The 20,073-nt window shown below is 73.2% G+C and carries 12 protein-coding genes; 7 read left to right on the top strand and 5 right to left on the bottom strand.

Annotated features, from left to right (window positions below):
• Positions 1-12 precede the first annotated feature (12 nt).
• Genes ACQEU1_RS09080 through ACQEU1_RS09055 form a run of 6 tightly spaced genes read left to right on the top strand, consistent with a single transcriptional unit; the run spans position 13 to position 11,016 of the window.
• A complete protein-coding gene (locus ACQEU1_RS09080; RefSeq protein ID WP_433198250.1) occupies positions 13-3,597 on the top strand; it encodes a non-ribosomal peptide synthetase in 3,585 nt (1,194 codons plus the stop codon).
• Positions 3,594-6,458: a type I polyketide synthase gene (locus ACQEU1_RS09075; protein ID WP_433198248.1), complete on the top strand. Its 2,865-nt coding sequence runs from the start codon at positions 3,594-3,596 to the stop codon at positions 6,456-6,458. The genes ACQEU1_RS09080 and ACQEU1_RS09075 overlap by 4 nt, the downstream gene beginning before the upstream one ends.
• The gene (locus ACQEU1_RS09070) at positions 6,455-8,152 is read left to right on the top strand and encodes a non-ribosomal peptide synthetase (protein WP_433198246.1); all 1,698 of its coding nucleotides are present in this window, start codon (positions 6,455-6,457) and stop codon (positions 8,150-8,152) included. Before ACQEU1_RS09075 ends, ACQEU1_RS09070 begins: the two co-directional genes overlap by 4 nt.
• Positions 8,149-8,904: a thioesterase II family protein gene (locus ACQEU1_RS09065; RefSeq protein ID WP_433198244.1), complete on the top strand. Its 756-nt coding sequence runs from the start codon at positions 8,149-8,151 to the stop codon at positions 8,902-8,904. The genes ACQEU1_RS09070 and ACQEU1_RS09065 overlap by 4 nt, the downstream gene beginning before the upstream one ends.
• Positions 8,901-9,728, top strand: coding sequence for a GNAT family N-acetyltransferase (locus ACQEU1_RS09060; RefSeq protein WP_433198242.1), 828 nt, complete (start codon positions 8,901-8,903; stop codon positions 9,726-9,728). The genes ACQEU1_RS09065 and ACQEU1_RS09060 overlap by 4 nt, the downstream gene beginning before the upstream one ends.
• Before the next feature lie 31 nt (positions 9,729-9,759).
• Entirely contained in the window at positions 9,760-11,016 is a 1,257-nt protein-coding gene (locus ACQEU1_RS09055; RefSeq protein ID WP_433198240.1) for an ATP-grasp domain-containing protein, read from the top strand.
• Here ACQEU1_RS09055 and ACQEU1_RS09050 read toward each other — a convergent pair.
• From ACQEU1_RS09050 to ACQEU1_RS09040, 3 genes are read right to left on the bottom strand one after another with little or no spacing between them, the layout of a single operon-like run.
• Positions 11,004-12,839, bottom strand: coding sequence for a glycoside hydrolase family 9 protein (locus tag ACQEU1_RS09050; RefSeq protein ID WP_433198238.1), 1,836 nt, complete (start codon positions 12,837-12,839; stop codon positions 11,004-11,006). The genes ACQEU1_RS09055 and ACQEU1_RS09050 overlap by 13 nt on opposite strands.
• A 32-nt stretch (positions 12,840-12,871) precedes the next feature.
• On the bottom strand, positions 12,872-13,993 hold the full coding sequence (locus tag ACQEU1_RS09045) for a sensor histidine kinase (protein WP_433198236.1): 1,122 nt from the start codon (positions 13,991-13,993) through the stop codon (positions 12,872-12,874).
• On the bottom strand, positions 13,990-14,655 hold the full coding sequence (locus tag ACQEU1_RS09040; protein WP_433198234.1) for a response regulator transcription factor: 666 nt from the start codon (positions 14,653-14,655) through the stop codon (positions 13,990-13,992). The genes ACQEU1_RS09045 and ACQEU1_RS09040 overlap by 4 nt, the downstream gene beginning before the upstream one ends.
• Positions 14,656-14,895: 240 nt before the next feature.
• Here ACQEU1_RS09040 and ACQEU1_RS09035 point away from each other — a divergent pair, with 240 nt between their 5' ends.
• Positions 14,896-15,390 (top strand): MarR family winged helix-turn-helix transcriptional regulator, encoded by a 495-nt coding sequence (locus tag ACQEU1_RS09035; protein ID WP_433198232.1) that lies wholly within the window; start codon positions 14,896-14,898, stop codon positions 15,388-15,390.
• A 118-nt stretch (positions 15,391-15,508) separates the two neighbouring features.
• Here the strand turns inward: ACQEU1_RS09035 and ACQEU1_RS09030 are convergent, their stop codons facing one another.
• The gene (locus tag ACQEU1_RS09030) at positions 15,509-16,735 is read right to left on the bottom strand and encodes an FAD-dependent monooxygenase (RefSeq protein ID WP_433198230.1); all 1,227 of its coding nucleotides are present in this window, start codon (positions 16,733-16,735) and stop codon (positions 15,509-15,511) included.
• Between the two features lie 92 nt (positions 16,736-16,827).
• Positions 16,828-20,016: a BTAD domain-containing putative transcriptional regulator gene (locus ACQEU1_RS09025; RefSeq protein ID WP_433198228.1), complete on the bottom strand. Its 3,189-nt coding sequence runs from the start codon at positions 20,014-20,016 to the stop codon at positions 16,828-16,830.
• Positions 20,017-20,073 lie beyond the last annotated feature (57 nt).

Below are 20,073 nucleotides of genomic sequence, written 5' to 3'. Positions count from 1 at the left end.
AGAGAGCACCTCATGGTCCACACCGCCGCGACCAACCAGGCGCTGTCGCAGGCCCAGCACCGGCTGTGGCTCGCGGCGCGGGTCGAACCGGACAGCTTCGAGTTCACCGTCCCGTGGGCGGTGCGCGTCCGCGGAGCCCTCGACGCCGACGCGCTGTCCGCCGCGTGGACGGCGGTGCTGACCCGGCACGCCGAGCTGCGGCTGCGGATCGTCGAGTCCGCCGGCGTGCCCGGCCGTGCCCTGTGGCCGGTCGAGAGCATGCCCGCACGGGTGCGGGAGATCGCCGCGGACGAGCTGGACGCCGTGCTGCACGCCGCCGCCACCAGGGTGTTCGACGTCGGCGCGGCACCGCTGGCGGAGCTGGAGGTGCTGCGGCTGGCCGACGACGACCACGTCGTCCTGCTGACCGCGCACCACATCGTGACCGACGGCCGGACCGTGCGGCTGGTGACCGGCGACCTGTTCGCGCACTACGCGGGCACGGCGGAGGCGGCGCAGGCGCCGTCGTACGCGGAGTACGCCGCGTGGGAGGCGACCTCGCCCCGTCCCGCGGCCGAGAAGGTCGAGGCGTGGCTCGAAGAACTGCGCGTGCCGGTGGCGGACCGCCCGCTGGGGCTGGGTTCCGCGCGTCCCACCGACGGCAAGCGCGGCGCCGAGGTGCGGGTGCCGGTCGACGCCGAGCTGTGGCGCCGGGTGCTCGACACCGCCCGCGAGCTGCGCACCACGCCCCAGGTGATCGGCATGGCCGCACTGGGCATCACGCTGCGCCGCTACACCGGTGCGCGCGAGGTCGTGCTCGGGTCCACGATGGACACCCGCACCGCCGCGTTCGCCGACACCGCCGGGATGTTCATCAACCCGACCCCCGTCCGGCTGAGCGTCGAGGACGACAGCACGGCCGCCGACCACCTCGCCGCGGCGCACCGGGCGTTGCTGCGGGCGTTCACGTTCCGGCACGTGCCGTTCGACGAGGTCGTGCGGGGACTGGGCGCCGCGTCCACCGGCGGACGGTCGCCGGTGTTCCAGGTGCTGTTCAACTACGCGGCCCACCAGAGCGCGCTGAGCGTGCCGGGCCTGGAGCTCACGCCGGTCAGGTTCCCGACCGAGGTGTCGAAGTACGACCTGACGGTCTGGCTGCGCGCGGGCGAGGACACCGCCGAGTTCGGGTCGATCTACCGCGCCGACCAGTACACCGAGGCGCAGGTGGAGCAGCTGACCACGCACCTGCGCACCGTGCTCGCCGGCCTGGTGTCCCCGGCGGGGCCGATCGGCGAGCTGCCGATGCTCGACGACGACACCGTCGCGGAGCTGCTCGCGCTGGGCGATGGCGGACCCGTCGCGGCCGGTGCGGACGTCACGGTGGTCGAGAAGGCCGCCGAGGCCGACCCGGAACGCCCCGCCGTCGTCCACGCGGGCGAGACCCTCGACCACCGGTCGCTGCAGGCCTGGGCGGGCTCGGTCGCGCGCAGGCTCAACGAGTTCGGCGTCGGCGGCGGTGCGACCGTCGGCATCCTCACCGAACGCTCGCCCGCGATGGTCGCGGCGGCGCTCGGCGTTCTCCGCGCGGGTGCGGCGTACCTGCCGCTCGACCCGGCCGTGCCGGACGAGCGCATCGCGGCCGTGCTCGCGGACGCGGGCGTGAGCCACGTGCTGACGACCGAGGAGACGGTCCACCGGATCTCGCGCAGCCTCGTGACGTTGCGCGTCGACCAGGCGCGCGACCTGCCGACCCAGGACCACAGCGCGCCGGTCTCCGCGAGCGACCCCGCCTACCTGATCTACACGTCGGGTACGACCGGGGAACCCAAGGGCGTCGTGGTCGAGCACGGCCAGCTCGCGGCGTCGACCGCGGCCCGCCGGGCCGCCTACCCCGGCACCCCGGTGTTCCTGCACGTGTCGCCCCTGGCGTTCGACTCCTCGGCCGCGGGCCTGTGGGGCACGCTGACGAGCGGCGGCACGCTCGTGATCGCCGGCCTGGACGACGTCCGCGACCCCAAGCGGCTGCTCGCGCTGATCGAGGAGCACGGCGTCACCGACCTGCTGTGCGTGCCCGCGCTCTACGACCTCGTGCTGTCCTGCGCGGGTGACGGGTCGGCGCTGCGCACGCTGCGCCGGGTCGTCGTCGCCGGTGAGGCGCTGCCGGAGCCGTTGCTGGCCAGGCACTTCGCCGTCGCGCCGGACGCCCAGCTGGTCAACGAGTACGGCCCGACCGAGACGACGGTCTGGGCCACCCACCGGGTGTACGACGCGCCGGCCCCGGTGACGATCGGCCGTCCGATCCCCGGCACCCGCCTGTACGTCGTGGACGACCGCGGTGAGCTCGCGCCGCCGGGCGCGGTCGGCGAGCTGCGCATCGGCGGCGCCGGTGTCGCGCGCGGCTACCGCGGCCGGCCGGAGGACCCGGCGTTCGGTGCCGACAGGTTCACCGCAGGCAGGACCTACCGCACCGGCGACCGGGTGCGCTGGACCCCGGCGGGCGAGCTCGAGTTCCTCGGCCGGGCGGACCAGCAGGTGAAGATCCGCGGGCACCGCGTCGAGCTCGGCGCCGTCGAGGCGGCGCTGTCCGAGCTGGACGGCGTGCGCGGCGCGGTCGTGCGGCCCGACCCCACGGGCACGCACCTGCTCGGGTTCGTCGTCGCCGCTGCCGGGTTCGACGCCACGGCCGCGCGGCGCCGGCTCGCGGCACGGCTGCCCGAGCCGATGGTGCCGAAGGCGCTGCGGGTGCTCGACGCGTTCCCGTTGACGCCCAACGGGAAGGTCGACCACGACGCGTTGCTGGTCGAGGACGAGCCGGTCGGCTCGCCGAAGGCCGCCGCTCCCGCCGATGACGTGGTGGGCCTGGTGTCGGCCGCGTGGTGCGCGGTTCTCGGTGTGACCGAGGTTCCGGTCGACGTGAACTTCTTCGACGTCGGTGGGCATTCGTTGCTGGTTCCGCTGTTGCAGGTGGAGATCACGGCGCGGACCGGCGTGGAGCTGTCCATTCCGGACCTGTTCACGGAGGCGTCCGTCCTGGCGCAGGTGGAGCTCGTGAGCGGGGTGGCGGCGGTGCCCGCCAGTGCTGACGACGTGGCCGGTCTGGTTTCGGCGGCGTGGTGCGCGGTGCTGGGCGTGACCGAGGTTCCGGTCGACGTGAACTTCTTCGACGTCGGTGGGCATTCGTTGCTGGTGCCGTTGTTGCAGGTGGAGATCACGACGCGGACGGGTGTCGAGGTGTCCATCGCGGACCTGTTCACGGAGGCGACGGTGACCTCGCAGATCGAGCTCGTGCGCGGCGCCGCCGCGGTGCCGGCCACCACTGATGACGTGGTGGGTCAGGTGTCGGCGGCGTGGTGCGCGGTTCTCGGTGTGACCGAGGTTCCGCTGGAGGAGAACTTCTTCGACGTGGGCGGGCATTCGTTGCTGGTTCCGCTGTTGCAGGTGGAGATCACGACGCGGACGGGTGTCGAGGTGTCCATCGCGGACCTCTTCACGGCCGCGACGGTGACCTCGCAGGCCGACCTCGTGCGCGGGACCGGCCCGGCACCGCAGGACGCGGGCGGAGACCGGCGCTCCCGGCTCGCGGCGCGGGCCCGGCGCGGCACGGAGGTGACGCGGTGACCCGCGACGATGCGTTCGACGTCGCCGTCACCGGGCTGTACTCCCGCCTGCCCGGTCCGGCGGATCCCGGGGAGTGGATGGCCGCGGTCGGTGCCGGTGAGGTGTTCACCGGCCCGCGCGACCTCGACGAGCTGATCGCCGCCGGTGTGCCAGAGGCACGCGTGCGCGACTCCGAGTACGTGCCGGTGTGCGGGTACCTCCCGGACGCCGACCGGTTCGAGACGGCGTTGTTCGGCATGAGCCCGCGGGACGCCGAGATGACCGACCCGCAGCACCGGTTGATGCTCGAGGCCGCGTGGGCGGCGCTGGAGGACGCCGGGCGCGACCCGCTCGACGCGAGCGTGCGCACCGGCGTGTACGCGAGCTCCAGCAGCAGTGCCTACCAGCGGCGGATTCTCGTGGGCGGGGAACTGCCGCACGACATGCACGACCGGCTCGAGGTGGGCACCGGCCAGGACTACATGGCGACCCGGATCGCCTACAAGCTCGGCTCGCGCGGACCGGCGCTGACCGTGCAGACGGCGTGCTCGTCGTCGTTGGTCGCGCTGCACACGGCCGTGCAGGCGCTGCTCGGCGGCGACTGCGACCAGGCGCTGGTGGTCGCCGCGTCCATCGGGTTCCCGCAGGAGGGGCACCTGCGGGTGCGCGGCGGGATCATGTCCGCGGGAGGTGCCTGCCGGCCGTTCGACGCGGGCGCCGACGGCACGCTGGCGGGCTCCGGCGTGGTCGCGCTGGTGCTGCGCAGGCTCGCCGACGTGGACGGAGCCGCTCCGCACGGGATCATCCTCGGCACCGCGGTGAACAACGACGGCCAGGCCAAGGCGGGCTACAACGCGCCGTCCGCGATCGGCCAGGAGGCCGTGATCAGGGCCGCGCTGCGGACCGCCGACGTGCCGGCGGCGTCGCTCGGGTACCTGGAGGCGCACGCGACCGGCACCTACGTCGGTGACCCGATCGAGTGGAAGGCGATGTGCGCCGCGCTCGACGGCGTGCCGGAGGGGCAGATCAGGCTCGGCGCGGTCAAGGCGAACATCGGTCACCTCGACGCGGCGTCCGGCCTGGCGTCGGTGGCGAAGACGTTGCGCGTGCTGCGGGACGGCGTGATCCCGCCGGTGGCGGGGTTCACCGAGCTGAACCCGATGCTCGCCACGCGCGGCGCGCCCGTGTCCGTGCCGACGGAGGCCACCGCGTGGCAGGGACCCGAACCGCGGCGGGCGGGCGTGAGCTCGTTCGGCATCGGCGGCACGAACGCCCACGTGATCCTCCAACAGGCGCCACCGCGGCCCGAAGCGCCGTCGGAACCCTTGCGGGACAGCATCTTCGTGCTCTCGGCAGCGGACTCGGACGCCCTCGGCCGATCGGCGGAGCGGCTCGCGGACCACGTGGCGAACGCCCGCCTGGACGACGTCGCGCACACCCTCGTGCACGGGCGCGCGGCGCTGAACCACCGGCTCGCGGTCGTCGGCCGCACGCCGGACGAGGTCGCGCGACGGCTGCGCACCGAACGCACGACCGGGGTCCGGCCGCTGACGGGACCGGCGCCCCTGGTGTTCCTGTTCCCTGGACAGGGATCGACGCCGCTGGGCATGGGCCTCGCGTGGCGCGACCGGTTGCCGGGCTTCGCGGAGTTCGTCGAGGAGTGCCTCGCCGAACTGCCCGCCGTCCTCGCGGGCGACGTCCGCCGCGCCCTGTACGACAGGACGAGCCGCAGCTGGCGCTACGGCAGGACGGACATCGCGCAGCCCGCCCTGTTCGTGCTGGAGCACTCCGCCACGCAGGCGTTGCGCGGACTCGGTCTGCGGCCGGCCGCCGTCGCCGGGCACAGCCTGGGAGAGCTCACGTCGGCGTGCGTCGCCGGGGTGCTCACCCGCGGCGACGCGCTGAGGCTCGTGACCGCGCGCGGCAAGCTCATGCAGGACTGCCCCAAGGGCCGGATGCTCGCCGTCGGCTGCGGCGAGGCGGACGTGCGCAAGCTCCTGGACGAGAGCGGCGCCCAGCTGGAGATCGCGGCGGTCAACACGTCCGACAGCTGCGTCGTGTCCGGGACGGCCGCCGCCGTCGAGGCGTTCACCGCGCACCTCGGCGACCGGGTGTTCCACCGCCAGCTCACCACGTTGCACGGGTTCCACAGCGCACTGGTCGAAGGCGCGATCCCCGGCCTGGAGGCCGAGCTCGCCGGCATCACCGCCCGCCCGGCCGCCGTGCCGTTCCTGGCCAACGCCACCGGAGAGCTCGTCGACGCCGGCACTCCGGTGAACACGGCGATGTTCGCCGAGTCCGCCCGTGGCACCGTGCGGTTCGCGGACGGTCTCAACGCGCTCGCGCAACGGTTCCCCGGCGCGGTCGCCGTCGAGGTCGGTCCCGGCCGCGCACTCAGCGGGTCGGCCACCGCGGAGGGCCTCACCGGTGTCGCGCTCGCGTCGAGCCGTGACGACGACGCCCCGCTCACGGGCCTCGCCGCGCTGTGGACCCTGGGACAGCCGGTCGACCTGACCCGGCTCGTCCCCGCCGGCACACCGGCGCGGCTGCCCGGCTACCCGTTCCACGGGCGGGTCTCGACCGCTCCGGAGGCGGGCAGGGCCGTGCAGGCGCCGGAGCCCGTCGAGGCGGTCACGGCGGAGGACAGCACGCCCAGGGCGTTGCTGACGTCGCTGTGGCAGGAGTGGCTCGGCTACCCGGACCTCACCGACGACGCCGACTTCTTCGCGATCGGCGGTGACTCCCTGGTCCTCATCCGCCTGATCCGCCGGCTGAGCGCGGCACTGGACGTCAAGATCGCCGTCAGGGAGTTCGCCGCGGCCCGCACGCTGGGCGACCAGATCGCCCTCGTCGAGGCCGCCACCACGAAGGACGAGTCATGACCGGACTGCCCGAACACTTCGAGCGGGTCGCCGCCGCGCACCCGGACAAGATCGCGGTGCACGACGCGGGAGGATCGCTGACCTACGGCGAGCTCCTGCGCGCCGCGACCGAGGCGGCGTGGGCCCTGCGGGCGTGGGACGTCGAGCCCGGCGATCGCGTCGGCGTCTACGGCCAGGCAGGCCGCGACTCGATCGTGGCGATGCTGGGCACCGCGTTCGCCGGCGCTTCTTACGTGCCGATCGACCCGACCTACCCCGCCGAACGCGCGCGGTGGATGGCCGAGACCGCGGGGGCGAGGCTGCTCCTGCTGACCGACGACCACTCGGCCGACCTCGGTCTGCCCGCACGACACGTCAAGGAGATGGCGGGCCACGCCCCGGCGGAGCTCGCCCCGAGCGCGCCGGACGCCGTTCTCTACACGATGTACACGTCCGGTTCGAGCGGGCAGCCGAAGCCGGTCGCGGTGCCGCAGCGCGGGATCGTCCGGCTGGCACGCCCGAGCCTGTTCTCCGTCGGGCCGGACGACGGCGTGCTCGCCACGGCGACCCTCGCGTTCGACTCCTCGGCACTGGAGATCTGGTGCTCGCTGCTGTCGGGCGCCACGGTGTTCTGCGTCCGCGCCTCGGCGTCGTCGCTGCACGCGCTCGCCACGACCATGGCCGATCCGCGCGTGACGGTCGCGCACCCGAGCCCGTCGATCTTCGCGCTGATGGTGGACCACCACCTGGACGCACTGGGGTCGTTGCGGCTGGTGACCTCCGGCGGTGACGTCATGTCCGTCACACACGCCACCCGGCTGCTCGCGGCGCACCCCGGCGTCCGGCTGGTCAACACCTACGGCCCGACCGAGGCGAGCGTGATCTCCGCGGCGTTCGACGTGGCGCGGTGGGACGGCGCCGAGTGCGCCACGATGCCGATCGGGTTCCCCGCGGCGGGCGCCGAGCTGTCCGTCGTGGACGAAGACCTGCGGGAGGTCGAGGACGGCACGCCCGGCGAGCTGCTGATCGGCGGCGACCGGCTGGCGCTCGGGTACGCGGGCGAGCCGGACCTGACCGCGAGCCGCTTCGTCCCGTTCGCGGGCGCCACCGCCTACCGGACGGGGGACCGGGTGCGCCTGCTCCCCAGCGGCGCGCTGGAGTTCCTGGGGCGTCTCGACGACGAGGTGAAGGTCCGCGGCTACCGGGTGAACCCCGCCGAGTCGGCCGCGGTGCTCGCCGCCGACCCCGCGGTCGCCGAGGCCGTCGTCGTGGCGGTCGGCGAACCGGGAGCGAGGTCGCTCGTCGGGTTCGTCCGCTCCGATGCCGCGGTCGCCGACCTGCGCGAACGGGCGTGGGCCCGCGCGCCGCGGCACGTGGTGCCCGAGCACGTCGTCGTGGTGGCGGAGTTCCCCACGGGTCCGACCGGCAAGGTCGACAAGCGAGCGCTGGCCGAGCTGTGGGAACGCGGTCGCGAGGTTCCCGCCGAGGACGACTCCCTCCAGGGCGACGCCGCCGAACTGGCCAGGCTGTGGACGAAGCTCGCGGGCGGGCCACCGGAGCCGGGACAGGACTTCTTCCACTCCGGCGGCACCTCGCTCGGCCTGATCAGGCTCATCGAGGAGATCTCCGCACGGTACGGCGTCGAGCTGGACTTCGCCGAGGTCTACGGCATGCGCTCGTTCGACGAGCTGCGCGACATGGTGGTGTCGTCATGACCTGGCTGCGCAACCCCGATCCCCGCCCGGACGCGGCGGCGGTGCTGGTGTGCTTCCCGCACGCGGCGGGCTCGGCGTCGTTCTTCCGCCCGTGGGCGGCGGAGCTGACCGGGTTCGACCTGCACGCGGTGCAGTACCCCGGACGTGCCGACAGGTTCACCGACGACCTCCCCACCGACCTGACGGCCATGGCGCGGGGCGTGCGGGAGTCGCTGGCCCCGCTGACCGGCCGCCCGATCGTCCTCTTCGGACACAGCATGGGCGCGGTCGTCGCGTACGAGGTGGCGCGCCTGCTGGAGACGTCGGGGGTGGAGGTGGCGCACCTGCTCGTGTCCGGTGCCCGTGCCGCGCACGATCCCGAGTTCGCTCCGGTCGGTGCGGCGCAGCGCAGCGACGAGAGCATCATGGCCTCGCTCGCGAGGCTCGGCGGTACGGAGGCGGAGCTCTTCGCCGACCCGCTGCTGGCCGAGCTCGCCATGCCGTACGTGCGGGCGGACTTCGTGATGTTCGAGAACTACCGGTACGTGCCGGGCGAGGCGTTGCGCTGCCCGGTGACCGCGGTGAACGGCACCGGCGACAGCCACTGCTCGCCGGAGCGCGCCGGCCGCTGGGCGGAGCTCACGACCGGTGAGTTCGGCGCGCACACGTTGCCGGGGGAGCACTTCTACCTGATCGAGCACCCGCCCCACGACGTGCTGAGATCACTAGGCTGGCCTCACGTGCAAGATCGACTGCTGCCGGAGGCGCTGTGAGCTGGACCGTTCGCCGACTGGACCTGACCGACCTCGACGCGTGCCTCGACCTCGGCACCGACCGGGAGTGGCCCCTCGAGGACCACAAGTGGCGGCTGCTGTTCTCGATCGGCCGCGTGTACGGCATCGACGACCCGGACGGCGGGCTGGCGGCCGTGGTCGTGGGCGCTCCCTACGGCAGTGACGTCAACGCGATCAGCATGATGCTGGTCTCGCGCAAGCAGGCGCGGAAGGGACTCGGCACCCAGGTGCTGAGCCACGCGCTCGCCGACGTCGACGCCAAGAGCGCGTTGCTCACCGCGACCCCGATGGGCAAGCCGCTGTACGAGAAGCTCGGCTTCCGTTCGGTCGGCCTGTGCTCGACGGTGCGCGGCACCCCGGCGTCGCCGATCGCGCCGTCCGGGCGTTCCCGTCCGTTCACCGCCGCCGACCTGCCCGCCGTGACCGCGCTCGACACCGATGTCTTCGGCGCGCCGCGCACGGAGCTGATCGCGGCGCTGCCGGAGTTCTGCGACACGTTCCGCGTGGTCGACGGCCCGGACGGCGTCATCGCGTTCGGCGGCGCGTGGCCGAACGTCGGCACGACGGTCCTCGGCCCCGTCACCGCCCCGGACCCCGAGACGGCGATCGCGTTGCTGGACGACCTGGCCGCGGCCTCGCCCGGCGTGCTGCGCCTCGACGTCGACCACCGCGCCCCGCACGTGCTGCGGTGGGCCGAACAGGCCGGTCTCGAGCACCGCTTCACCGTCGACGTCATGGTCCTCGGCCCGTACGAGACCGGTGACCCCCGCAGCCACACCCCGGTCATGCTGGCCCTCGGCTGACCGGCACGTCCCCCTACCCGAAAGCGCCTCGATGACCACCCAGCCCCTCGCCGTGATCGTCGACGGCTACTCGACCGGCAACTTCCTCCCCGCCGCCTTCGCCAAGGCCGGTGTGTCCGTCCTGCACGTGCGCAGCTCGGCCGAACCGATGGCCTCCATGCTCGCGCCGAACCTGGCCGAGTACGTGGACGAGCTGGTCTGCGCCGGCCCGGAGGACGTCGGCACGACGGTGGCGGCACTGGCCGAGCTGAAGCCGGTCGCGGTGCTGGCGGGCCAGGAACCGGGCGTGCCGCTGGCCGACCTGCTGAGCGAACGCCTCGGGCTCGCGTCCAACGGCTCCGCGCTCTCCACGGCCCGCCGCGACAAGTACGAGATGATCGAGGCGTTGCGCGCCAAGGGCATCCGCTGCGCGGACCAGCTCCGCACGACGAGCCCCGCCGAGGCCGTCGCGTGGGCCCGCGAGCGCGGCGAGTACCCCGTGGTGGTGAAGCCGCTCAGCTCGGCGTCCTCGGACGGCGTCAGCGTCTGCCGCGACGAGGCCGAGGTCGAGAGGGCGGCCCAGGAGGTGCTGGGGACCGTCGACATCTTCGACCACCGCAACACCGAGGTCCTCGTGCAGTCCTACTTGGACGGAACCGAGTACATCGTCGACACCGTGTCGGCCAACGGCGAGCACTACCTGTGCGGCGTCTGGCAGTACGACAAGACCACGACCGCCACCGGCAAGCGGATCTACGACCGCGACGTCCTGCTGGACTCCGGCGAACACCCCGTGCCGGAACTGATGGCCTACCTGGAGACCGTCCTCGCGGCTCTCGGCATCGAGCACGGCCCGGCGCACGCCGAGGTGATGATGACCGCGCAGGGCCCGGCGCTGGTGGAGATCGGCGCGCGCCTGAACGGCAACATGACCCCCGGCTTCCACGACGTCTGCCTGCCGGCGAACCAGGCCGACCTGATCGTGCTCGCCTACACGGACCCGCAGAAGTTCGTCGCCACGTACGGCAACCGCCGCTACGACCGCGTCCAGCCCGCAGTCGTGCACAACACGAGCACGGACCAGGACGGCGTGGTCACGGGGGTGGACCAGGAGGCGGTGGACGCCATCGCGGCGCTGCCCGGCGTGCACCTCGTGAGCGTGAAGCTCGGTCCCGGCAAGCGCATCCGCCCGACCACCGACCTGCTGTCGAGCCCGCTGCGGATCTTCCTCACCGCACCGGACGCCGCCGACCTGGCCGCCGCGTACGACGCCATCCAGGAGCTCAAGGACCGGGTCTACCTGACCTGAGCGGCGAGGGTGAACGCCAGCAGTGCCGTCGAGGTGAAGTCGATGGCGACCTCGGCGCTCGCCCACGCCCCGGCGTGGTCGAGGAACCGCGCGCCGTTCCCGTCGAACTCCGCGTAGGGGTTCGTGCCGTCCGCGGGGCAGGCGCGCAACGCCGGGAACGCGTTGAGCTCCTCGAAGTGCTGCGCGCCGTTCGGCCCGTTGACCACCGCTCCGACCGGGACCTCGGCGGTCAGGTTCGCGACCTGGTGCGACGGGCAGCGCACCGAGGCCGACCCGGCGCCGACGACGAACGACACGCCCCACGGGTTGGCTCCCAGCGCCCAGTTCCGCTGCCAGGTCACGAGGTCGTCGAAGGCGCGGTCTCCGGTGAGCTTCCTGTTCAGCAGCCCGCTGATCACCAGTCCGAACGCGTGGGGCACCGAGTCGAAGTCCACATAGGACACACCGGCGCGGAACGGGTCGTCGCCGGCCGTCGAGGCGGCGGCGCGCAACGGCCTGCGGAGGTCGTCGACCAGTCGTTCGCGCTGCTGCTGGTCGACGAGCCCGGCGAGATCGGCGTGGGCCATCGCGCTCACGTCCGCGAGGCCGGCCGGGCCGCGGCTGTCGGAGTCCAGGTACCGCTCGGCCCACTGCCGGGCCTCCGCGGTCCAGTCGTCGGCGCGTGAGTCGCCCAGGGCGCGGGCGGCGAGTGCCAGTTCCGTCGCGCCGAACTCCAGGTCGTCCAGCCACGAGCTCTCGGGGTAGTACTCGGGCGGGTACGCCGTGACGAGCGCGGCGGGACCGCGGTCGGCCCGTGCGTAGACCTGCGCCGCGATCCCGAGGTGCTCGACCGCGCGGGCCCGGTCGGCCTGGGCGTTCACCTGCGCGGACAGCGCGAAGGCGGCAGCGACCCTGCCGGCGAGGTTCGGGCTGACCGGCTCACCGGGCCGGCTGGCCGGGAACACCGGACGGTGCTTCACGTGGTGGTCGGGCGATCCGGGAGGAGCGTCGAGCCGGTCGTCGTCCTCGGGCAGCCGCCACACGTCGTGGTCGGTGCGCACGGTCTCGTTGCCGACGCCGATGCCGACCTGGGCGTACAGCACGTCACCCGTCCACATCCGCGCCAGCCAGTCGATGCCGTGCCGTGCCTCGGCCGCGAGCGCGGACCCGCCGGTGCCGTCGCGCTGGGCCAGCAGCAGCTGCGCGGTCGAGTAGGAGGTGGTGTGGGTGAACTTCAGGAAGTCACCCGCGTCGAACCAGCCTCCCTCCACGTCGACCGGCCCGCCGGTGCGGGTGAGTTCCTGGTCGAGCAGCCGGTGGGCCTCCATGTCGATCCGGGGCGGGGCGTAGACCTCCGCGGCGCGGTCGGCGAGGTGGGACGGCTTGCGGTGCAACAGGGTCTCGTCGACGTCGGCGCCGTCGCGCTGCGATCGGAAGAACCGCACGTTGTCCGCGGCGAGCGGGTCGAACAGGTCTTTCGCCGCCGCCACCCGGAACTCGGGTGAGCGGCCGGAGGCGGTGCCGCTGACCTCGACGTGGTAGCTGCCGGGTGCGTGGAGCGCCGAGAGGTCGAGCACCCTGACCGTGCGGAACGTGCTGTTCCACGGACGCTCCCTGGCACCGGCCACCCCGCTGAGCACCGTCCTCCCGGCCCGGTCGACCACGCGGAACTCCGCCTTGTCCACGGGCAGCTTCGCCATGAGGTAGGCGTGCTTCGCCTCGTGCGGCGCGTACCCGACCTGGTCGACCCGGATCACGGCCTGTTCCGCGCCGGTCCGCGGGGACCCGCAGGCGGTGGCGGTGAGCAGCGCCACCAGCGCCACCGCGATCTTCGACTTCGTCATGCCGCAAGACTGCGGCGCCGGTCATGAGGAAATCATGAGGACGGCAGCCGCAGCTCGGCCACCACGCCCCCTCCGGCCCGGTCGGCCAGCCGCACCGAACCTCCGTGCAGCCGCGCCACCCAGCGCACGATCGCGAGCCCGATGCCGTTGCCCGCCGACTCGGACCGGCCGAGACCGGGGCCCGAGTCCACCACGGACAGCAGCCCCTCCGACACCGACACCTCGACGTCCCCGCCGCCGTGCCGCAGCGCGTTGTCGACGAGGTTGCGCACGGCCTGGGCGAGCAGTTCGGGGTCGCCGTGCACGACCACCGGCGCGGTCGTCACGCGCACGCCGCCCGGACCCAGTTCGTCCGCCACCTGCTCGACGAGCTGGTCGAACCGCAACGGCGTGCGCTCGATCTCCTGCGTGCCGCCCCGCACCCGTGCTCGGGTGAGCAGACCGGTGACCAGCCGTCCCAGCCGATCCACGAGCCGCCGGACCTCCGCGGGATCCCGCACGTCCCCGTCCACGACCAGGCGCAGGGTCGCCAGCGGGGTGCGCAGTTCGTGCGCCGCCTCGGCCAGGAACTGCTCCTGCTCGCCGAGGCTGCGCACAGCGGGCCGCATGCTCAGCTTCGACAGCAGGTGTCCGGCACCCGCCGCGACGAGCACGAGGGCGAGACAGCCGATCCACAGCCACCGGACGAGCACCGCGTGACCGTCGTCCGGAGGCCCCGCGCTGACGGCCACCACCGCGCCGATCCGGCTCTCGTCCCAGACGGGCGCGACGGCCATCCGTTCGTCCGGACCGCCGGTCAGCACGACGTCCTCGGTGCTCAGGACCTGCTCGAACGTCGCGGGGTCCACCGCTCGCGGACGGCCGAGCTCGACGCGGGTCTCCCAGCGGTCGCCCGTGCGGGCCAGCACCGCGAGCCCGGCGGCCTCGCGCGCGAGGTAGTCCTCGCCGAGCGGTTCGAGGTGCAACGTCCCGTTCTGGAAGTAGACCGCCCTGGACAGCCCCGTCGCCTGCCGGTCGATCCCGGCGTCCACCGCGTCCTCACGCGAGCGCTGGTCGATCACGCCGGCGAGCACCGCCAGCACCGCCAGGCAGATCGCGGTCGTGAGCGTGAACAACGCGGTCAGCTGCCAGCGCAACCGCCGCAGGCGGTTCACCGCGCCACGTCGACGACGAAGCCGGCACCGCGGGCCGTGCCGATCACGGGAGGATCTCCCAGCTTGCGCCGAAGCCCGGCAATGACGACATCGACCACATTGGACATCGGCTCGGCCATCTCGTCCCAGCAGTGCTCGATGAACTCCGATCGCGACACCACGTGTCCCACCCTCGTGAGGAGGAGCTCGAGCACCGCGAACTCCTTGCCCGTCAACGACAACAGGACACCGTCACGCCGGACGCGCCGCCGGGGGAGGTCCATCTCCACCCCCAGCGCCCGCAGTACCGTCGCGCGCGGCGGCTCCACCCGCCGGCACAACGCGCCGACCCGCACCGCGAGCTCCTCCAGTGCGAAGGGCTTGCCGAGGTAGTCGTCCGCTCCGCCGGTGAACCCCGCGATCCGGTCCGGCACCGCGTCCAGCGCGGTCAGCACCAGCACGGGAGTCCTGTCCTGCCGGGCCCTCCACTGCCGCAGCAGGTCGAGACCGTCGCCACCGGGAAGCCCGCGGTCGAGCACCACGCAGTCGTAGCCGTGCACCGAATGCTTGAGGTCGGCCTCCTGGACCCCGGTGGCCCAGTCCACCGCGAACCCGCTCGCGCGCAACCCGCCCACGACCGCCCGTCCCAGCTCGTGGTCGTCCTCGACCAGCAGCACCCGCATGCGGCGGACGGTACCGGGCGGTGCGGTGACGGGCCTGCTCGCCCGAAGCGGGGGAGCCGTCACCGACGCCGGACGACCTCCTCCTGCCGGACACTCCGCTCCAGCACGCTCGCCGAGAGCGCAGCCGAAGCGCGGATCAGGGACGGCACGGCCGGGTGGCGAACTCCCGGAACGAATCGGGCACCGGTGTAGCGTGCCGTCTGGTAACCAGACGAATGCGGTCACTGAGGGAGTGCATCGGTGTCAGCGACGAGCGGGCAGGTGGACGCCGAGCCGGCGATTCCCGAGCTCGATCCGACCACGCTCTCGGTCCAGCGGCTGGTGAACGCCTCGCGGGAGCTGACCAACCGGACGGCGCGGCGGATGAACGTCCACCCCACGGACATGAGCGCGCTGGCCCTGCTGGAGCAGTTCGGTCCCATGGGCACGGCGGAGCTCGCTGATCGTCTCGGTCTCCGGGTGGCCTCCACCACGACGGTGATCGACCGGCTGGAGCGGGCAGGGCACGTGCAGCGGACGCCGCACGAGAAGGACCGCCGCAGGATCGTGGTGCGGTCGACGCCGACCGCGCACCGGGCGAGCCTGGCGCTCCTGCTCCCCGCGATCGAGGGGATCGACGCGGTGGGGCGAGCACTCGATCCCCGCGATCGCGAGGTCGTCGCCACCTACCTCGAGATGGTCCTGCAGGTGATGTACGCCGCGCCGGAACAGGGGTCTGAGCCTCTGGCCGAGTAGGGGCCGACGGCCTACCGCGTCCCGGCCGCGCTGAGGAACTCCGTCACGAGCCTGGCGATCTCGCCGGTTGCCCTCAGGGGCACCGCGCCGGTGTGGATCACGCGGTCGGCGGACGCGGTCACGGCCCGGTGGTGCGGGGCGTGGTCCCGGCGGCCGTGAGGGCGGGGTAGTCGGGCAGCACGAAGCTGTCGGCCTGGGTCGTCGAGAGGCGGTCGAACACCGCGAGCTTCTGCACCGGCTTGCTGCCCATGACGCGCGCGGCCGTGTGCAGAGCCCTGATCCCCGCGCGGGTTCGGGGATGCACCAGGCGGGGCCCGCCGGGCGGGAGCTTCTGGGCGCGCTCGACGTAGGGGCGCATCGTCCGTTCGAACGCGGCGAATGCGGCTGCGGGATCGCCGGCGGTCGCGAGCTCACCCGCGAGCACGTAGGCGCCGACGAGGGCGAGGCTCGTGCTCATCCCGCTCAGCGGAGAGGCGCAGTAGGCGGCGTCGCCGAGCAGCCCGACCCGGCCGCGGCTCCAGCGGGGCAGGCGGACCTGGCCGACCGCGTCGAAGTAGTAGGGCGCGTCGAGCCCGTCCAGCACTCGCGGGGCGACCCATCCCGCGTCGGCGAACGTGCGGCGCAGCACCTCGGTCACCTCGTGCTGGGGCAGGTCCTCCAGCCCGCGCACGGTGCTGGTGAAGCTCAGCAGAGCGCGGGTGGTGCCGAGGTTGTCCGGGCGCGTCATGACCACGCGGGAACCGGGGGCGTTGTACCAGCGCCAGTAGTCGTTGTCCTCGCTGGTGCGCGGGATCGTCAGGTAGGCGCTGTACAGGTCCAGGCGGCTGATCCCGGCCTCCGGCATGATCAACCGGCGGGTGCGGGAAGCGAGCCCTTCGGCGATCACGACGACGTCGAACGACGCCTTCGCGGAGTTCCTGAACGTCACCTCGACCTGGTCGCCGGTGTCGTCGAGACCGGTGATCTGGTCCCCGAACACGTACTCGGTGCCGCCGGCGGTGCCGTCGCAGACGATCCGGGAGAGCTCGCCCCGCAGGATCTCCAGCTCCGCCGTCGCCCCGTCGACCCTCGACGCCGACCGGGGGAAGACCGCGACCTGCCTGCCCCGGTCGTCGACGAACTCGAGGCCCTCCTCGCCGGTGCGGGACGCGAGCATGGTCTGCTCGAGCCCCATCCGCCGCACGACCTCACGGGCGGCACCGCGGACGTCGATGTTGTGACCGGTGTCGCGCAGTTCGGCGAAGCGTTCCACCACGGTCGTGCGCCACCCGGCCTTGGTGAGCCAGAAGGCCAGAGCCGGCCCGGCCACGCTGGCGCCGGAGATGAGAATGCTGGGGGCTGGCACGGCGGATGCACGTCCTCACGTCGGGGTCTGAGTGCTGCGGTGACAGCTGCCAGAAGGGGCGACGGGCCAAAGTTACCACATTTGTCTAACTACTAGATGATTGGTGTGAACAGGGCGACGTGAGAGGCCTGCTCGCCGTCCAGCTCCCACCCGGCTGCGTAAGCGGCTGCGAATCCCTCCGCTCCCAGCACGTTCTTGCTGCGAACGGTGAGATCGAGGATCTGCGGATCCGTGCGGTCGTGCGTGCCCCTCAAGCGTGACGCGGCGCCGAGCAGCAGAGCGGCGTCGTGGTGTTGTCGAAGGGCCTCGGCTCGTGCCGCCGCGGTGACCAGGACGAGTGCGACGACCGGCAGTTCCTGAGTGGACAACGCCGCTTCGTGTGCCGCCGCCAACGGTGCTGCAGAGCGGGGCACGTCGCCCACCGCGAGACACCACGCCGCTCGTGCGTTGCAGACCAGCGTCCTGGTGTGCGCGGTGGAATCCTTGTGCAGAAGGCGTTCCGCGTTTACGAGCAACTCGTCCCCTTCGGCGAGATCGCCGAGTCTCACGCGCAGTTCGGCTTCTCGGGCGTTGACGACGATCAGCATCTCCGCCGAGGACGCGCGTGCCGCCCGCTGCCGTGCCGAGTCGAGCAGCGCCACGGCCTCGCCGGTGGCACCGCGCCGGAAGTGAAGATCGATCCACCGCAGATCGCGGTACAGCCGGTCGCTCAGGCTCAGCGAGCCGAACCCGCCCGCCAGCGCCTCGGCTTCGAGCAGGTCGGCGAGTGCGCCGTCGAGGTCGTCGTACCGCAGCAGCCGGGCACGCATCGAGAGCACCGCCGCCCGGCCCCAGCTGTCGCCGGCCTGCCGGTAGCGGTCGAGAGCCGCGTCCACGTGGTGGCGCATCCGTTCGAGCTCACCCGCGTTCTCGGCGATCTCGGCCTGGAACAGGTGGGCGAGCCCCGCCAGCCAGACGTCGTTGCCCTCGGCCAGCCGCCCGAAGTGGTCCAGCGCTGCCTCCTGGTCGTGCAGGAAGAGCAGAACGGGGCCGAACACCGCGTACTGACCGGGCAGCTTCCGGTGTGAGAGCAGCCGGTGGGCGAGTTCCACGACGTCGCCGCCGTCGGTGACGGCGGTGCCAGGGGTGATGTCCGCCAGGGAGTCCGCGCGGTTGATCAGGTCGACGGCCAGGAGGCAGTCCCGTTCCGGTGTCGGCTCCGCGCCGGGCAGTGCCAGCACCTCGCCGAGCCGGTCGGAGCCTTCGGAGTGCCGGCCGGACATCTGCCAGAACCACGTGAGGGACAGGGAGAGCGCGATCGCTCCCGCCGCGTCGTGGGTGGCGCACAGGTGGCGCAACGCGGCCAGCGCGTTGGGGTACTCGGCGTCGATGTCCCGCACGGCGCTGAGCTGGCCGGGGCCGCGCAGCCGGGCGTCGTGGTGGGCCATCACCGCGATCGAGTGGGCCGCGGCCAGGTCGCGGGTCGTGCTCAGCGTCCCACCCTCGGCGAGCCGGCCGACGCCGTACTCGCGGATGGTCTCGAGCATCCGGTAGCGGCCGGCCGCGAGGTGCAGCAGGGACCTGTCGACGAGCGCGGCGAGCAGGCCGGGTACCTCGTCGGCCGGGATGCCGGTGTCCGCGCAGACCGCCGCGGCCGCCGCCGTGGTGATGCCGCCGGGCAACACGGAGATCCTCTCCGCGACGGTGCGTTCGTGCTCGCCGAGCAGGTCCCAGCTCCAGGTGACGACCGCGTGCAGCGTGCGGTGCCGGAGCACCGGGGTGCGGCTTCCCGCGGCGAGCAGGCGGAACCGGTCGGACAGCCCGCCCGCCACGTCCTCCAGCGACAACGCGCGCAGCCGGGCGGCGGCCAGTTCCAGGGCCAGCGGCAACCCGTCCAGACCGCGAACGATCCTCACGACATCGGACACCGTGGACTCGTCCACCGCGAAGCCGGGCCGCACGGCCGCGGCGCGTTCGGCGAACAACCGCACGGAGGACGCCAGCCGGGCCTGCTCGGGGCCGTCCCGGTGGTCCGGCAGCGCCAGCGGGCCCAGCGGCACCAGCACCTCACCGTCGACGGCCAGGGGTTCGCGGCTGGTCGCGAGCACGCGCACACCCCGGCACCGCGTCAGGAGCCTCGTGATCAGCCGGGCCACCGCATCGACGACGTGCTCGCAGTTGTCGAACAGCAGCAGGCATTCCCGTCCGCTGAGCTCGTCGACGAGCAGGTCCGCCTCGTCACCCTGCGGTGGCCTGCGGGTGTCGAGCATCGTGCCGCCACGCAGCCCGATGCCGGACAGCACTGCGGCGGCGGTCTTCTCGGGTGCGGTCACCAGGGTGAGATCGATCATCCACGTGCCGTCGCGGAACGGGAGGCGGCGGGCGGCCTCCACGGCCAGGCGCGTCTTGCCCGCTCCACCGGGCCCCAGCACGGTGACCAGCCGTCCGGAGGCGAGCAGCGCGGTGATCCGCGCCAGGTCGTCGTCGCGACCGACGAAGCTGGTGAGCGGTTCGGGGAGGGTGCTCGGCGGGGAGGGGACCGCGGTCTGCGGCGGGGAACGCAGCAGCCGCAGGTGGCGTTCCGCCAACGCGCTCCCGGGGTCGGCGCCGAGGACGTCGGCCAGGGTCTCGCGCACCCGTTCGAAGACCGCCAGCGCCTCCGCCTGACGGCCCTGGGCGGCCAGTGCGTCCATCAGGAGCGCGGCCACCCGTTCGTCGATCTCGTGTTCGCGGGCCAGGCCGGTGAGCCGGGCCTCCGCCGTGCCGGCGCGGCCGAGGGCGAGTTCGGCGTCGGCGAGGTCGACGGCCGCGTCGACCGACACTCGGGTCAGCCGGACCGCCGTCGACGGCGCCGCGGCCGCGAGAACCGCCGGTTCGGCTCCAGGACGATCACCCCACAGGTCCAGCGCGTCGGTCAGCAGTGCGCACGCCGCCACCGGGTCTCCCGCGGAGAGCCTCTGCCTGCCGGAGGAGACGAGTCGCTCGAAGTGCAGCACGTCGACGTCGGCGGCATCCACCTCCAGCCTGTACCCGTCGGCGGCGCGGGTCACGACCACGTCGTCCGGGCCGAGTGCGCGCCGCAGCCGGGACACCAGCATCTGCAGGGCGGCGGGACCCGGCGGCGCCTCACCGGGCCAGACGGCATCCGTCAGGACAGCCGCCTCGACCGCGCGGCCACCCGCCAGCGCGAGCCGCACCAGGAGGCTGCGCAGGCGTGCGCCCGCGAGGTGCACGGGTAGGTCACCGCGGTAGACCAGCAACTCACCGAGCAGTGCGACGCGAAGCCGTGGTCGGCCGTCCATCAGGGGATCTTCGCCTGTGCGACCGCGACGACCCAAATCAGGGGCGGGTCGTGTCAG

Origin of the sequence: Lentzea sp. CA-135723 (assembly GCF_050936595.1) — a bacterium.
Lineage (GTDB): Bacteria > Actinomycetota > Actinomycetes > Mycobacteriales > Pseudonocardiaceae > Lentzea.
This window is presented reverse-complemented; position numbering and strand designations above follow the sequence as displayed.

Coding starts and splice junctions, on each gene's coding strand:
- ACQEU1_RS09070 (WP_433198246.1), top strand. CDS start 6,455: ATGACCGGACTGCCCGAACACTTCGAGCGGGTCGCCGCCGCGCACCCG.
- ACQEU1_RS09080 (WP_433198250.1), top strand. CDS start 13: ATGGTCCACACCGCCGCGACCAACCAGGCGCTGTCGCAGGCCCAGCAC.
- ACQEU1_RS09055 (WP_433198240.1), top strand. CDS start 9,760: ATGACCACCCAGCCCCTCGCCGTGATCGTCGACGGCTACTCGACCGGC.
- ACQEU1_RS09025 (WP_433198228.1), bottom strand. CDS start 20,016: ATGGACGGCCGACCACGGCTTCGCGTCGCACTGCTCGGTGAGTTGCTG.
- ACQEU1_RS09040 (WP_433198234.1), bottom strand. CDS start 14,655: ATGCGGGTGCTGCTGGTCGAGGACGACCACGAGCTGGGACGGGCGGTC.
- ACQEU1_RS09050 (WP_433198238.1), bottom strand. CDS start 12,839: ATGACGAAGTCGAAGATCGCGGTGGCGCTGGTGGCGCTGCTCACCGCC.
- ACQEU1_RS09065 (WP_433198244.1), top strand. CDS start 8,149: ATGACCTGGCTGCGCAACCCCGATCCCCGCCCGGACGCGGCGGCGGTG.